The 16,483-nt window shown below is 42.9% G+C and carries 12 protein-coding genes; all 12 read right to left on the bottom strand.

Features of this window, described 5'->3' with window-relative positions:
• Window positions 1-116: 116 nt before the first annotated feature.
• A complete protein-coding gene (locus D8863_RS04735) occupies window positions 117-3,509 on the bottom strand; it encodes an SIALI-17 repeat-containing surface protein (protein ID WP_125441237.1) in 3,393 nt (1,130 codons plus the stop codon).
• A gap of 336 nt (window positions 3,510-3,845) precedes the next feature.
• Window positions 3,846-4,826, bottom strand: a complete 981-nt coding sequence (locus D8863_RS04725) for an acetylxylan esterase (protein WP_125441302.1) — start codon at window positions 4,824-4,826, stop codon at window positions 3,846-3,848.
• Between the two features lie 317 nt (window positions 4,827-5,143).
• Window positions 5,144-7,186 (bottom strand): ATP-dependent DNA helicase RecG, encoded by a 2,043-nt coding sequence (recG, locus tag D8863_RS04715; RefSeq protein ID WP_260469744.1) that lies wholly within the window; start codon window positions 7,184-7,186, stop codon window positions 5,144-5,146.
• Window positions 7,177-8,280, bottom strand: coding sequence for an alanine racemase (gene alr / locus D8863_RS04710; protein ID WP_084944137.1), 1,104 nt, complete (start codon window positions 8,278-8,280; stop codon window positions 7,177-7,179). The genes recG and alr overlap by 10 nt, the downstream gene beginning before the upstream one ends.
• Window positions 8,270-8,632: a holo-ACP synthase gene (gene acpS, locus D8863_RS04705; RefSeq protein WP_025171527.1), complete on the bottom strand. Its 363-nt coding sequence runs from the start codon at window positions 8,630-8,632 to the stop codon at window positions 8,270-8,272. The genes alr and acpS overlap by 11 nt, the downstream gene beginning before the upstream one ends.
• Before the next feature lie 44 nt (window positions 8,633-8,676).
• On the bottom strand, window positions 8,677-9,708 hold the full coding sequence (locus D8863_RS04700; protein WP_000864028.1) for a 3-deoxy-7-phosphoheptulonate synthase: 1,032 nt from the start codon (window positions 9,706-9,708) through the stop codon (window positions 8,677-8,679).
• A gap of 1 nt (window position 9,709) precedes the next feature.
• Window positions 9,710-10,741, bottom strand: coding sequence for a 3-deoxy-7-phosphoheptulonate synthase (locus tag D8863_RS04695; protein WP_084944136.1), 1,032 nt, complete (start codon window positions 10,739-10,741; stop codon window positions 9,710-9,712).
• A 79-nt stretch (window positions 10,742-10,820) separates the two neighbouring features.
• Entirely contained in the window at window positions 10,821-13,334 is a 2,514-nt protein-coding gene (secA, locus tag D8863_RS04690) for a preprotein translocase subunit SecA (RefSeq protein ID WP_001284115.1), read from the bottom strand.
• Between the two features lie 115 nt (window positions 13,335-13,449).
• The gene (locus tag D8863_RS04685; protein ID WP_125441235.1) at window positions 13,450-14,220 is read right to left on the bottom strand and encodes a DNA alkylation repair protein; all 771 of its coding nucleotides are present in this window, start codon (window positions 14,218-14,220) and stop codon (window positions 13,450-13,452) included.
• A 143-nt stretch (window positions 14,221-14,363) separates the two neighbouring features.
• Entirely contained in the window at window positions 14,364-14,654 is a 291-nt protein-coding gene (locus D8863_RS04680) for a hypothetical protein (RefSeq protein ID WP_125441234.1), read from the bottom strand.
• 131 nt (window positions 14,655-14,785) lie between these two features.
• Entirely contained in the window at window positions 14,786-15,382 is a 597-nt protein-coding gene (locus tag D8863_RS04675; protein ID WP_000812473.1) for a LemA family protein, read from the bottom strand.
• Between the two features lie 160 nt (window positions 15,383-15,542).
• The gene (locus tag D8863_RS04670) at window positions 15,543-16,391 is read right to left on the bottom strand and encodes a TPM domain-containing protein (protein ID WP_125441233.1); all 849 of its coding nucleotides are present in this window, start codon (window positions 16,389-16,391) and stop codon (window positions 15,543-15,545) included.
• Window positions 16,392-16,483: the final 92 nt, after the last annotated feature.

Genomic DNA, 16,483 nt, shown 5'->3' with positions numbered 1-16,483 from the left:
CCTGAAAGTAGTTTCAGACTTCTTATGATTTCGAATCAACCTGAATGTAATAAAGAAAGATAGCAGGCTGAAAACCTGCTATCTCTTCTGAGACTTATTCAAATAGCTTTTGCTAATTATTCTTTTCTCTTCTTGCCAAATGCAAACAAGGATAAAAGAACGCCTGCAATACCAAGGGAAATCAGTGAGCTTGTTTCCTTGCTTCCCGTATTTGGAAGTTCATCTTGTTTAGCTGCTGGCGCTTGATAGGTCACATCTTGGCCTAGAGACAGTTTGTTGTCTGCAGCTGCTAATACTTGATTTGTTTCTCCCTTGTACTCTGGCACTTCAAGGACTGCCGCCTCAGCACCATTGACGCCACCCTTATACTCTGGCAGGTCATTTGAAGCTGCCAAGACAAAGTTAGCACCTCCTCTATATTCCGGAAGCTCGTTTGAGGCTGCTAGAACTGCATTGACACCACCCTTGAACTCTGGAAGTTCATGGACTGCTGCCTCAACAGCGTTGACCCCACCTGTAAATTCAGGCTTTTCAACCGTTGGCGCTGCTTCTTCGCCTACTGTTGATAATGGACCGGTGTACTCTGGCATCTCTGCCACTGGGGCTTCCTCAGCATTGACACCACCAGTGAATTCTGGTTTTTCTACTGTAGGAGCTGGTTCTTCACCTACTGTTGCCATTGGACCTGTATACTCCGGAACTTCATGAACCGCTGCTTCTTCTGCATTAACACCACCTGTGAACTCTGGAACCTCATGGATAGCAGCTTCACTGCCATTAATACCATCGCTTAGTTTAGAGCCAGCTAAAGAAACTGGTAAATTGTGCATGCTTTCAATTGCACCCTCAGCTAGACCTGTAATTCTTTGACCCATATCCTCTGGATCTATTGTGAATAGGAGAGTTTTTGTATCGTACTGGGTCATAAAGGTTGCTGTCTTGCCATTTGCCAATTGAAGGGTCGGAGCCTTGTTGACCAATACTTCCGAATCGAACTCCATGGCAATAATACCTGGCCATTTTTGGATAGCATATTTTACTTTTGCTTCTTTAGGAGAAATTCTGTCTTTGCTTAAGAAATCCCAGTTGAATTTCTTATAGGATAAAGTATAATCGTTTTGATTGCCATCCGCATGTTCATAAAGCAAACCATATTCGCCATTTCCGAGTTCTTGGAGTGAGTTGTAAGCAAACTTACCACTTTGTATAGGATTGTGTTTCAGCCATGTCAACTCACCATTCTCCTCAACACGGGCCAGGTGAACCAAACCATTGTTGCGTCCAGGACCACCAGCATTGCTAAGTAGAATGTATTCCTTTCCTTCATGCATGGTGTGAATAGCGGACATTTGAACATAAACGTCTTTTACTTGAGGATAACGTTTGATTTCCTTATCCCACGTTGCTCCCCCATCATGACTGGTCGCAACCTGAAGATCACCAGTCAACCCACGCATAAAGAGCTTGAGATCTCCATTATTCAACTGAACAACAGTCGACTCCGTATTTTGGGCACCTGGATTATTCATGGTTGAGGAGTGAATGGTTTGATTGCCTACTGGGCGGTTATCATTAACTGCTTCCCCTGCTTGCCATGTTTCTCCATGATCATCTGAATAAATTACACGAGATGATTGAGAACCGCTTAGGTAGGAAACGTTGTTTGTTGTATAAACTGGAATCACCAGTCTTCCCTTATGAGGTCCTGTACGCAAGGCAATCCCCGTACCAGGTCCAGTTCCTAGGAAGTGCATCCAATCTTTCCGAATCCCATGTGTAATATCTTTTGGTGCAGACCAAGTCTTCCCATCGTCATCACTGTAGGACATCCATAGGTAGTTGGTATTGGAAACTCTAAAAATATTCTTTTCGCTATATTCAAAATAAATATTTCCGATTAACTCATTCCCTTTATACAAATCTCCCTTATCGCTGTAGGCTGGTTTTTTAGGGTCAACGACAACACGATAATCTGTCTTTCTATTTTGAGGGTCGAATACCTCTCCGTTTTCTCGAATTGTATAACGACCTGATTCTCCTTGCTTATATAAAACTTGATAAACTTTATCTCCCACCTGTTCATAAGCTTTCGGAGCTTGCCCTGGCAGAGAAAATACTGCCTTACTTTCAAGGAACATGTCATAAATTGCAAAAATTCTCTTTGTTTCAGGGTCTTGCACCAAGGCCATATCAATATTGACTGGAGATGGCCAATCTGCATGTTTAGCATGCTCATTGTCACGAGGATTTGAGATTACGATTCGGTCTCCCCATGTTTTTCCATTATCTGAGCTGCGACGAACAACCATCCCAATATCTCCCCAGTCAGAATGGTGCAAACGTCTTTCATCCGTTCCAGCAATCAGCGTTCCTTTATCTGTCTTGAGAAGAGCTGGGATACGATAACTCTTGATACCATCTTTATTTGGTTGATTGTTCCTACCACCTTCAAAGACGTCTTCTTTCTCAGTGACTTTTGCTCCCTCAGGAAGTTTCTGTTCCAATTCACCTCTTTCAAATAATTGACTCCGTGTTTGAACTTCATCTGGGCTTAAAGCACGATCGTAAACGGTTAGGTTTCGAACTTGTAGGTTTGATGCCCAAACTGTTTTATTGCCCCGTTTGGTTGCTCCAAGCTGAGCTTGATTAACATCTGGCATATCTTTGATGAAGTTACCAGATTTTAGACTTGTTCGAGATAAGACACCGTTCACATAGAGACGAACTCGACCATGAGGTAACTCTGCTGTCGGTTGTTCGACAGTAAAGGTCACGGAATTCCATTGTCCAGGGCGAACTTTCAAAGGAGCATCTGTATACTTATCATAGAACTGCTCCCCGTTAGCGCCACGCCCTTCAATAAGAGCTGTATTATCAAGAACCGACATAGTAAAGTACTCATTTTCCTTGGTGTCACTGGATACAGAGAAGAGATTGTAAAAGCGTGGAGCTGATGCATCTGGTTTGAACTCCATGTGAACTGTAGTATTTTTTAGTTGCTTTAGTTTATCTAGTTCACTTGATAAATCAACTCTCTGACTATTTGCTGCATTGGTTTCAACATCTTCTTTTTCAAGGACAGGATTAGCATTTTTTAAATCTCTTGAGTAATAGTCACGAGGAATAGCACCCTGATCCTCTGATTCCTCTTCCTTATTTGCTTCTTCTGCAGGGGTTCCCGTAGAGGATGGGGTTTCTGATTCTGCACTCTCATTTTTTTTCAAGTGATCTTGGTCCACCTCAACGCCGTTGTCTTGTGCTGCTGCCAATTTACCAGCCAAATCCTTATCCAAATGAGCAAGATCTCCCGAGGACGCTTCTTTTGGCAATTCTGATAAACCTTGACCAGGTTCGACAGTTTCTGTATTGGCTCCTGCTGCATTGGCTTGCTCTTGAGCTAAGACTGGATTTGCTCCAAATACTACTGTACCAATCACTACAGATGCCGCCCCAACTGCAAATTTTCGAATTCCGTATCGCTGTTTCCGATGTAAAGAGTTGTAATTCATGTTTGTCCTTTCATTTTCATAAAAATAAAGCGCTTTCTTTTTTCTTTAAAAATTTTTATTGTCTCTTCAAGAGACAAGTTTTACAAGAAAGTATCCAACTTAATGAGAGCTCCCAATCCTCTCCCATTTTCTGCTGAGCCATTCTTTAAGCGCCCAGCAGCCTTTTTCCTCCTTTCATAAGTGACTTTTCCTTTATTATACAATAAAGTCTTATATTTATATCTGTGTTCCTGCAGAATAGATTTTACTTTTAAGAACATTTTAATATTTTAAATTTTCTAAAAGTACTTTCAGGTTTTGGACATAAAAAAGAGAGCTCCTGGGCTCTCTCATTCATTATTTTACATACTTAAAAGGAATCTCACTGCCACAGAGCCAGTTGTAGACTTGGTCATTGACAAAAACATTCATGGCTTCATGGGCATACTCAGGCATGATGCGATAGGCCTTATCGCAGGTCAGACGGTTGTAAATCGCAAACTGGGTAATAGGATAGCAAACATCGTCATCCAAGCCCGTAATCATCTTGACCTCTCCTTTGATACGATGGGCAAGATTCTTCACATCGATATAGGCAAGAGTCGCCATGATTTCCTCCTCTGTTTCATGGAAGGGATCGTGGAACTTGAAATAACGGAAAAGTTCGTCATAGGCTTCACTGGTATTGCCAATCTCAAGCACTCGTCTAAAGTCTGACAAGAAAGGATAGATGGCAACTGTTTTCTGAATCCGAGGATTGAGCGCTGCTGCAACCAGGGCTAAAGCACCGCCTTGTGAGGCACCATAGCTAGAAAGTCTTTTCTCATCCACCTGTGGCAGACTAGCAATAATTTCAACCAACTGGTAAATATCCAGATAAACATCCTTATAAAAGAGATGTTCACGACCCTCAACAGCACCACGGATGATATGCCCTTTCACCGTATTTCCAAGTGGAGAGCGTAAGCCGTCTTGAGAATAGCCCGACTGGCCACGAACGTCCATGGAAACAACACCGTAACCAGCCACAGTGAAGGCCAGCATGTCGGTCCAGTCCCAACCACGTCCCATATAACCATGAAAGTGGAAGATTAACGGAACTTTCTCCTCACTCTTTGGCAGGACGACCCGTGCGTAGACCTTGCCTTCATTGGTTCCTTCAAAGGTTAGCTCATAGCACTTGACTTGGGGAATATGGAAATCTCTTTCCTCCAACTGGTAGGCTGGAAGTGTGGAAACATTTTTGACTTCCTCATCCCAAAAAGTATCAAAGTCTTCTGGAACCTCATCCCGTCCTAGATAGGTCTTGATTTCTTCTAACAAAGCTGGATTTTTCATAGCATGCTCCTTTAGTTTTGTAATCGCTATCATAACTCTAGCATATCTAGGAAAGCAATGCAAGAAAGAAAGATAAACAGAAAGTGATTTTAGATTCTCTTTCCTTAAACCTATCGTCTGAAAGTAGTTTTAAAAATAAAAAGAGCGTTTCCGCTCTTCGTGTATCAATAGGTGCTAGCTCCTTTCTCTAGTTTGACGGTTTGAAATTTCTTTTGGTAGGTTACTTTAATCGTCATGTGAGAGTCCTCGTTTCTTTTTGATGACTCTAGTATAAGGCCCAAACCTAAAAGCTAGCTTATAGATTTCTTAGAAAAGGCTTAATCCAGATGTTCTCTTTTTTCTAGGTGGAGAGCAATCATCCGCCATTCTGGATCCTCTTGCCAGTCTTCTATCGAACTAATGTAGCTGGCAACCTTTCTGGCTTCTTCTAAAATCGGAAAATCTTCGATAATATCCGCCACTTGAAACTCTGGAAGTCCTGACTGTCTGGTTCCAAAAATCTCACCAGAACCACGCATTTTCAAATCTTCCTCCGCAAGGACAAATCCATTGGTCGTTTCTGTCATGATACGCATGCGATCTTTCCCAGAATCCGTCTTGGGATTAGCAACGAGAACAGCATAGGACTGTTTGTCCCCCCGACCGACACGGCCTCTGAGCTGGTGAAGCTGGCTGAGACCGAACCGATCGGCATCCATGATAATCATGACGGTCGCATTGGGAACATTAACCCCAACCTCGATAACTGTTGTCGAAACCAGAATATCCGTTTTTCTCTCTTTAAATTCCTGCATAATCTGGTCTTTTTCATCACTCTTCATCTTACCATGTAGAAGAGCCACTTCTGCCTTGCCAGCAAAATGAGCTGTCAACTCCTCAGATAAGGCAATGGCATTTTTCAGATCCAGAGCTTCAGATTCTTCAATCAAGGGAGAGATAACATAGGCTTGAGAACCTTTTTGAATTTCCCCCTCTAACCAAGTCAAGACCTGAGGCAGCTGCTCATGCTTAATCCAGCGAGTAACAATAGGCTTCCGCCCTGCTGGCATCTGGTCGATAATGGAAACATCCATATCTCCAAAGGCTGTGATGGCCAAGGTTCGTGGAATGGGAGTTGCCGTCATCATGAGGACATCTGGATTGTCCCCTTTTTCCCGTAAAATACGCCTTTGGCCCACACCAAAACGGTGCTGCTCATCAATGATAATCAAGCCAAGACGAGCATAATCCACTCCATCTTGTATCAAAGCATGAGTTCCGATAATAAAGTCGGCCTCACCCTTGGCAATGGTCTCTAAAACTTCTCTTTTTTCTACAGCTTTTAAGGAACCTGTCAAGAGAGCGAGTTTCAAGTCTGGAAAAAGGTTCTGTAAACTCTCAAAGTGTTGCTCTGCTAGGATTTCTGTCGGTACCATGAGAGCTGCCTGATAGCCAGCCGTCACTGCAGCAAACATAGCCAAGCCAGCAACCACCGTCTTTCCGCTCCCTACATCTCCTTGCAGAAGACGATTCATGTGATGGTCGGACTTCATGTCGGTCAAAATCTCCTGCAGACTCTTTTCCTGAGCTTGGGTCAGGGCGAAAGGCAGATTTTCTTTAACGGCTGTCACTTTTTCCTGGGACCAATTCAGAACCAGACCGCTTCCCTGAACTCTATTTTCAGACTTGAGCGTCTGCAATTGCATTTGGAAGTAAAAGAGTTCCTCAAACTTGATCCGGCGAAGGGCCTGCTTGTATTCTGCCAAATCCTTTGGAAAATGCATAGCGCGGACAGCCTGGCAACGGGACATGAGTTTGTATTTATCAAGTAAAGACTGGGGAAGATTTTCCTCTATCAAGAGATCCAATCCCTGATCAAAAGCTGTCTTGATGACCTTGACCAGCCCTGCCTGACTGATTCCTTGAGCCAGACGATAGACAGGTTGGAGGTCATCTTCCACCTGAGCTAGGACCTTCATCCCAGTCAGACTGGCTTTGGCGCGGTCCCATTTTCCAAAGACAGCAAGGGTTGCTCCCAACTCTATCTTATCAGCCAGATAGGGCTGGTTAAAGAAATTCACCGCAAAAACGACTTCTCCCTGCTTGAGGCTAAAACGCAGGCGATTACGCTTGAAACCATAATACTGAACACTGGCAGGAGTCACGACTTGACCAGACAGAACAGCCTTTTCGCCATCTTCCAGCTCCAGCACCTGCTTGGTTTTGAAATCTTCATAACGGAAAGGAAAGTAGAGCAAGAGGTCTTGCAAGTTTTCAATTCCTAGTTTGGCGTATTTCTCTGCTGACTTTGGTCCCACACCAGGTAAGACATGCAAGGGTTGGTGTAGATTCATGCTCCACTCCTTTCTTTTTAATGATATTCTCTCGGAATGCGGTCGCTGAGGAGGCAAACCACCTCATAGTTAATGGTTCCACGGTAGGTCGCTACCTGAGTTGCTGTGATTTCCTGGTCACCATCGGAGCCAATTAAGGTGACTTTTGTTCCTAGCGGGTAAACCTTAGGCAAACGAATGGTGATTTGGTCCATAGAAACCCGTCCAACGATTGGGCAAGCTTCTCCATCTACCAAGACAGAGAAATTCTGCATATCACGTGTCCAACCATCCGCATAACCGATTGGCACCGTCGCAATGACTTGCTCACTATCCGCCTGATAGGTCGCCCCATAGCCCATGCAAGCTCCAGATGGAACTGTCTTGACATGAACCAGGGCAGACTCCAAACTCAAGGCTGGAGCCAAGTCATAAGGCAAGTCCAAGACCTCTCCACTTGGATTGAGACCATACATGGCGTCTCCCATACGGACGGCATTGAAAATAGTCTCTGCATGCCAAAGAGTCGTGGCAGAATTGCTGGCATGTACTAGCTCTGGCACTTCCTTCATGCTTGACAGAATGGTTTTAAATCGTTCCAACTGGATATTAAAGTAAGTATCTGATGCTTCATCTGCAGTCGCAAAGTGGGTAAAAATCCCCTCAACACGAGCACCGTGTTGTTGGAGCAAGGCTTGAGCCTGCTCTGCCTCACTGGAATCTCGGAAACCAATCCGTCCCATTCCTGAGTCAATCTTGAGGTGAACTGTTAAACCAGATAAATCTGTCCCCCTAGCTAAGAGCGCTTGAATCCACTCCAATCCTGCCACTGTCAAGGTGATGTCGTATTCTTTAGCAAGAGAAACAGCTTCTAGCTCAGAAACTCCTAAAATGAGGATTTTCTTGCTAAGTCCAGCCAGACGAAGTTCAATAGCTTCATCAATATTGGAAACACAAAATCCATCAACATCGTCCTGAATCGCCATCGCAACGGCAACAGCCCCATGACCATAGGCATTAGCCTTGACCACTGCCCACTTGAGCGTTCCTTCAGGGATATGAGCCCCCATTTGCTGAATATTTTGTCGAATAGCTCCCAGATATATCAGAGCCTTGGTTGGTCTATGTGGACTAGCTTTCATGATTTTCCTCCAAAATGACACTGGCTGTCACAAACTGATCTGTATGGCTGATAGATAGCCAAATTTTTCCTGAAAATGGTGCCTGACTAAAATAGGGAGCGCCTCGTTCATTGTTCAAAACTTCCAAATCCTGAAAGGTCAGTTTGCCAATACCAGTTCCCATAGCCTTGGAAAAGGCCTCCTTAGCCGACCAACGACCTGCCAAGTATTCGATCTGCCTGCGCCCTTTGAGACTGGCAAAACGCTCCATTTCTTTAGGGGTCAGCACGCGCTTAGCAAAGCCCTCACGTCGTGTAACTGCGTTTTCTATCGAAGCCAATTCTTCGATGTCAATTCCGTGTCCAACTATCATACTCATAAAAGGAGCTGAGATTCCCCCAACTCCATCCTTTTCACTTATTTTGTTAAGGTGGTATAAATTTCTTCTACCAAGGCTACTGTATTTTCCCAACCTAGACAAGGGTCAGTTATGGAGCAACCAAAGACCTCTGGTTGGTTTTGACGACCATCCGCTAGGTAAGATTCGATCATAAAGCCTCGAACCGTCTTTTTAATCTTTTCATTCCAGTCACGATTCAGCAAGGCTTGGCGAACAATGCGAATTTGTTCCATATATTGCTTGCCAGAATTGTCATGATTGGTATCGATGATAATGAAGGGATTTTCAAGTCCCATAGTCTCATAGCGATTGATGGCATTTAAGAGGGTTTCATAGTAGAAATTGGGTTCATTTTTACCATATTCGTTCATGGCACCACGAAGGATAACGTGGGCCAAAGGATTTCCTGAAGTTTCCACTTCTTGGCCATGGTAAAGGAAGGTTTGCTTGTTTTGAGCCGCATAGATGGCATTAAACATGACCCCAAGGTTCCCAGATGTTGGATTTTTCATCCCAACCGGAGCATCAATACCAGACGCTACAAAGCGGTGTTCTTGGTCTTCCACTGAACGAGCCCCTACAGCATGGTAGCTGACCAGGTCATCAACCAAAACGAGATTTGACGGATAAAGCATCTCATCAGCTGTTGTCAATCCCGTCTCCGTAATCACACGATAGTGAAGCTGACGAACAGCCTGCAAACCATTGATGAGACTAGGCGCTTCGCTGGTATTTGGTTGATGAATCATGCCCTTATAGCCATCTCCATTAGTACGAGGTTTAGCCGTATAGACACGCATCACGATAAAGATTTTATCTGCAACTTTTTTCTGCAAGTCTGCTAAGCGACGAGCATATTCAAGCACTGCTTCCTCATTGTCTGAAGAGCAAGGTCCCATCACCAAAAGGATTCGGTCGTCCTCACCCGAGATGATGGCTGCCAACTCTCTATCGCGGGCTTCTTTCTTTCGCAAGGCTTCAGGTGACAACTGGGTCGCAGCCTTGATTGCTTCAATATCAATTTCTTGACCTTTTTCGATAAATGCCATCTTACTCTCCTAGCGTTTGGTAAATTTCGCGAACAAGTGCTTCTGTGTTGTCCCATCCGAGACACGGATCTGTAATGGACTTACCAAAAACTTCTGGTTCATTTTGACGTCCATCTTCTAGATAGGACTCAATCATAAAACCACGAACATATTTTTTGATCTTCTCATTCCAGTCACGGTTGATCAAGGTCTGACGAACGATACGGATTTGATCCATATATTGCTTACCTGAATTGTCATGATTGGTATCGATGATGATAAATGGATTTTCCAAGCCCATCTTTTCATACTGGGCAATAGTATCCATCAAATTGTCATAGTAGTAGTTAGGAATATTTTTCCCGTATTCATTCAAGGCACCGCGAAGAATGGCGTGGGACAATGGATTCCCTGTTGTTTCCACCTCTTTACCGAGGAAGAGGAAACTCTGTTTATTTTGCGCTGCGTAAATCCCGTTAAACATAACATTGAGATTTCCAGATGTGGGATTTTTAAATCCTGTTGAAAAATCTGCTCCACTCGCTACAAAACGGTGCTGTTGATCCTCTACAGAACGAGCTCCAACAGCCATATAAGAAATCAAATCATCCACCAGCGGAAGATTTTCAGGATAAAGCATCTCATCCGCTGTTGTCATTCCCGTCTCGGTAATCACGCGGTAGTGGAGCTGACGAACAGCCTTGATCCCATTGATCAAGCTAGGAGCTTCTGTCGCATTTGGTTGATGAATCAAGCCCTTATAGCCATCTCCATTGGTACGAGGTTTAGCCGTATAGACACGCATGACCATAAAAATACGTTCTTTGACCTCTTCTTGCAAAGCAGATAGACGCTTGGCATACTCGAGAACCGCCTCTTCGTTATCAGATGAACATGGTCCAATCACCAAGAGAATACGCTGGTCTTCCCCACGGATGATGGCTTCCAATTCCTGATCACGTTGATTTTTTCTCGCAAGAGCCGCTCCCTCTAATTTAGACAAGGCGCGAACTTCTTCAATGTTAATTTTAGGACTTTTAGCTTTAAATACCATGATTCATCTCCTTATAAAGCAAACGGACACCAAGCAAAAAATGATTTTTACCAGGTATCCGCCTGTATCTTATCTCATATTATTGTCTCTTACCATGACAGTTCTTGAATTTCTTACCTGATCCACATGGGCATTGGTCATTTCGTCCGATTTGGCTCAAGTCCAAATCTTCAGGAAGGCTTGCCTGCTGCGCTGCAATATTACGAGTCGCAGTTGTACTGATATTGTGTTCAGTTTGCGGACGTTCTTGTTCATGGATTTGTGCTTTCATCATCAAACGGGTCACATCGAATTCAATCGATCCAATCATGTCGTTAAACATGCGGAAACCTTCTGCTTGATATTCTACAACAGGGTTGTTTTGGGCATATCCACGAAGACCAACAGCATTTCGCAACTGATCAAGAGCATCGATATGGTCTGTCCACTTGTTGTCTACAACACGTAGAATCAAGACTTTTTGGAATTCTTTCACTGCATCTTCGTCACGAAGCTTAGCAACTTGGCTGTCATAGACTTTCAAGGCACGTTGGAAAAGTTCATCTTTGATAGCTTGGTCTGACAGACCTGCAAGATCTGAACGGCTAATTGAATCTTCTGGAAGTAAGTTATACTTAGCAAAGTTCAAGATTGCTTCTAATTTTTCATCTTCCTTAGAACGTGCATGTGCATCCACGATACGTCCAATGGTACGACGAATCATAGCATGGATTTCTGGTGCCAAGTCACGATCTGCAGTAATGACATCATAACGTTGTGCATAGATAATCTCACGTTGTTCACGCATAACATCATCGTATTGAAGGACTTGTTTACGAGTATCGTAGTTGTTTCCTTCGACACGTTTTTGAGCTGCTTCAACTTGACGCGTTAACATGCGAGATTCGATGGCTTCGTCAGACATGTTGAGTCGTTCAAAGACACCTTTCAAACGTTCAGAACCGAAACGTTTCATCAAATCATCTTCAAGAGACAAGTAGAATTGTGACTCACCTGGGTCTCCTTGACGTCCTGAACGTCCACGAAGCTGATTATCAATACGGCGACTTTCGTGACGCTCTGTACCAATGACGCAAAGACCACCAAGTTCACGAACTCCTTCACCAAGCTTGATGTCGGTACCACGACCGGCCATGTTGGTTGCGATGGTAACGGCACCACGTTGACCAGCGTTCATGATGATTTGCGCTTCTCTGTAGTGGTTCTTCGCATTCAAGACTTCGTGAGGAACACCTGCTGCTACCAATTTCTTAGAAAGGAAGTCACTCGTTTCAACGGCAACTGTACCTACCAAGACCGGCTGACCTTTTTGGTAACGAGCTTTTACATCTTCAACAACAGCCTTAAATTTCGCATCAAGACTTGCATAGAGAAGGTCTGAGTGGTCGATACGTTGAATTGGACGGTTAGTTGGGATTGGGATAACACGAATGTTGTAGATTTCGCGGAATTCTTCTTCTTCTGTTTTACCAGTACCTGTCATACCTGCCAATTTCTTATACATACGGAAGAGGTTTTGGTAGGTGATAGAAGCTGAAGTCTTGGTCTCGTCTTGGATTGGCACACCTTCTTTTGCTTCAATCGCTTGGTGCAAACCATCAGAGTAACGACGACCTTCCATGGTACGACCTGTAAATTGGTCGACAATCAAGATTTCCTGCTCTTCACTAACCACATAGTCGATATCGAGAATCATGATATAGTTGGCACGGAGGGCATTGTCGATAAAGTGAGTAAGAGCTACATTTTCAATGTCGTAGAGATTTTCTAGTTTGAAGTAGCTTTCAGCCTTGTCAATACCAGAATCTGACAAACCGATCGTCTTAGACTGAACGTCAATGATATAGTCGTCCTTGTCCAAAGATTTCACGAAGTGGTCCGCCATATGGTAGAGTTGGCTTGTTTCAACTGCGTTGGCACCTGAAACGATCAATGGTGTACGAGCTTCGTCGATCAAAATTGAGTCAACCTCATCGACCAAGGCATAATTGAGTGGACGTTGCACCATGTTTTCTGCACGAACGACCATGTTATCACGCAAGTAGTCGAAACCAATCTCTGAGTTGGTTGAGTAGGTAATATCACAAAGGTAAGCCTCTTTTTTCTCCATTGGAGATTTAGCTGCCAAGTTAATCCCTACTGACAAACCGAGCCATGAGTACAACTCACCCATTTCAGTCGCGTCACGTTCTGTTAGGTATTCGTTGACTGTAACTACGTGAACCCCTTTACCTGCAAGGGCATTGAGGTACACTGGCATAGTCGCTGTCAAGGTCTTCCCTTCACCCGTACGCATCTCTGGAACGTCACCATGGTGAAGAACAATCCCACCCATGACCTGAACCTTATAAGGGAAGAGCCCAAGGACACGTTTTGCAGCTTCACGAACTACTGCAAAAGCCTCATATAGCAATGAATCAAGTGATTCACCCTTATTGTATCGCTCTTTAAATTCGTCAGTTTTCGCTTTTAGTTCTTCGTCTGACATTGCAGCCATTTGGCTCTCATAGTTAAGAACCTTATCAGCCATCTTTTCCAGACGACGAAGTTCTCCTTTATCATTTTCAATAATCGTTTTTAAAATATTAGCCATGATTTTCCTTACTTTTTATTCTGAATATTTTAGAATGTTCTTTTAATTTTAGCATATTTACCATTATTTTTCAAGAAAGAATCCTTAATTTACAACGGAAAAGGCCAGCCAAAATTCAGCTTTTTTTGCATAAATCTTCTGTGGCTACCTTTTTGTTTTTTGTTCGAGATGCATGCTTGATGATCCAAGCACAACTTGGACTCAGCTCCTCCTTTTGCCAAGTTTGAAGAATCCTTTCAAACTTATCAGGGTCTTCCTTGTACAAATCATTTAGATTATTGGCTACACTTTTTTGAATGGACTTGTCTCTATCATCCTTTAGATTGGTCAGAATAGTGGTAAAATCCTCAAAATAATCCAATACCACGGTTTGTCTCTTAGCCCAAGGCAGACGGATACGCATGCACTCGCTAGCAAGTCTACGAACGCGCAAATTTTCATCCCGACTCCATTCTAACAGCAAAGTCATTGTAGCCTTAGGATAGCGAGCCAGCAAAGGTCTCATAGAAAATTCTCCAGTAAATCGCTTGGTTAGTTCCTTACTAAAGGCCGCGCTCAATTCAAATTCCTTGTCTCCATATAGCTCTACATATTTGCCGATTGGCCAAAGCCAATAACCTTCTGAAAACATGCCTAAACCACCCTCTAGCTCAGGACCTAAAATTTTCTCAAAAACCTTGAGAGAGTCCTGATAAGATAGGGGAAGGCAATCTTTGATACTTTTAGCCAAGAGTTCTTGACGCTGGCTAAACTCCAAATTTTCCAAGTCTTTTTCTAGCAACAAGCTAAACTTTCGCTCATCAAATACAGGGGACGCTTCTTTCAACCGTCGACTCAAATCCCTAGCATAAGCCAAGTCATAATAATCCTTTACTTTTTTCGCCATTTTTAAATTCCTTAATCTTCTGTTTACGGAACTTATTATATCATACAGATCGCCCGTCAACAAAATCATTTTCACTTCTCAAACTATTTTGTCAAGGAAGAAAAAAGGACTAGAAACTCGTCTAGTCCACCAATTTTTAATGTTTAATTTCCCAAGAATGCAGGCAATATCCCAAAATACCAAAAGAGATTGATCCAGAAGGCCAAGCAAAGGATGATGCCAAAGATGAGAAGACTGATTTTTTTAATCAGCACGGAGTACAGGATGGATAAAACGCCAAAAACCACAAAGAGTTTTTTCATAACGAAATAATATACTGAAACTCCTCCTATATGCCAATCCCAAGGAAGGAAAAACATGAGGAACCAGAGAAGGCAAATCGTAAGGATATATCTCTTGTAGTTCGCTTCAAGAAAGGCTTTTGTTTTCTCCATAGCAAACCTCCATTTCAGTCACTGTCTCTTCCCTTTTATTATACCAAAAAAACCTGGAAAAAGCTTTCCAGGTTCGGTTGGAAATCACTAGTCACGCTAGAGAAATTCCTTTATTCATAGGCTGATTCACTTTATTGACTTGATGAAGAGGTTCCAAAATCGACCTTAGGAACTGTCTTGGCTTCTTCTGTTTCCTTGAAGGTTTCAGCTTCTTTAAAGTTCATCATATTCGCAAATAGCACGGTTGGAAAACTTCTCAACTTTTGATTGTACTCAGCTGCGACTTTATTATAATCCTTACGTGCTACAAAGATACGATTTTCACTTCCTGAAAGTTCGACCATTAGTTGCTCAACATTTTGATTGCTCTTGAGTTCTGGATAATTCTCCGTCAAGGAAATCAAGCGGGAAAGAGCAGAGCTCAATTCTCCCTGAGCCTTTTGGTTTTCTTCCGAAGTTACTGAGCTACTACCGATTTTAGCTCTAGCATCCGCAATCTTGGTAAAGACTTCGGTTTCATGATTCATTTGTCCTTTAACGGACTCCACCAAGTTACCAATCAAGTCCGAACGACGTTGGAGGGCTGTCGAGACATCGGCCTGAGCCTGCTCCACTTTAGTCTGTTCACCAACTAGACCATTATAGGTCGTCACTGCGGAACAACTTCCCAGAACTAGTAGTCCAAAGAAAATCGCCACTATTGAGAGAATTACTTTATTTTGTTTCATATCAAAACCTTAACACTTTCTTTTATCAACTTTTCTGAGAAAATACTCAGATTTTAAATCAATTTCCCAAACTTTATTTTTATTTTTAATTAAGGAGTGAACTCTTGCAAAGGAGTCACCTTATTGCATGGAGAAATTGGTTTGAGCAATATACAATCACTCACCAGTCATCAGACGAACCGCCACCATCAAAACCACCGCCGTCCCAGCCTCCAGATGAATCGGAGCCTGAGTCAGACCAAGAGGAGCCCGAATCTGATGAGTCACCGCCCCACCAGCCTCCGCCAGAATCATCTCCACGTGAACCACTACGGCCTCCAAATATAAATCCGATAATCATCACGATGAAGTAAATGAGAACTCCAAATCCGATAACTCCGTCGCTCGAACTGCTTTTTCGGTTCCGTTTTGAAGATCGACTCTCGGCGGTATACTTTTCAATTTCTCTTAGACGACTAGAATTAGTAGCATAGTCGTAACTACTTTTAGAACTTGAAGAAGGTGTACTCGATCCACTATAGAACATGTAGTTGAGATTGTTTACGATAGAGAGAACGCCATTGTTGTAGTCTCCCTTTTGAAAGTAAGGTCGTGCTGTTTTCAAAAATCTATTTGTCTGATAGTCAGTAATCTTACTGGCCACATTATTGCTTGTTTCAATCCGTGATTTTCTATCTTGGACTGCTACTACAATCAAGACACCGTGCTTGTCCCCCGAATAGCCAATTTTCCAAGCTCTAGCTGTTTCGTTGGCGACTGTTTCAATTGTTTCTCCATCTAGGCTTTTCACAACGTAAACGCCCATTTGGAATTTTTCTGCTTTTTTACTATTGACATTATTCAATTCCCGAATCTGACTAATTGTCGCGTCAGTCAGATAGTGATCTGGATCATAGATCCCGTACTCAGGTTTTTCAGGTGCTGTGAATGCTGACAAGAAGAGAAAGACCATCAGCAGTCCAAGCAAGCGAACCAACAAACTATTTTTAAATAATCTGCTTCTTTTCATAATAACCTCCCTGATAAAGGAAAATTGATTTAAGGAATTATAGCATTTTGATTTTTACAAAAAAAGTGCAATTTCATTACAAATAGATTACA

Source organism: Streptococcus oralis (genome assembly GCF_003943825.1).
In the GTDB taxonomy this organism is placed as follows: Bacteria; Bacillota; Bacilli; order Lactobacillales; family Streptococcaceae; genus Streptococcus; species Streptococcus oralis_CD.
Note: the sequence above shows the minus strand (reverse complement) of the source record. Positions and strands in the feature narration are given on the sequence as shown.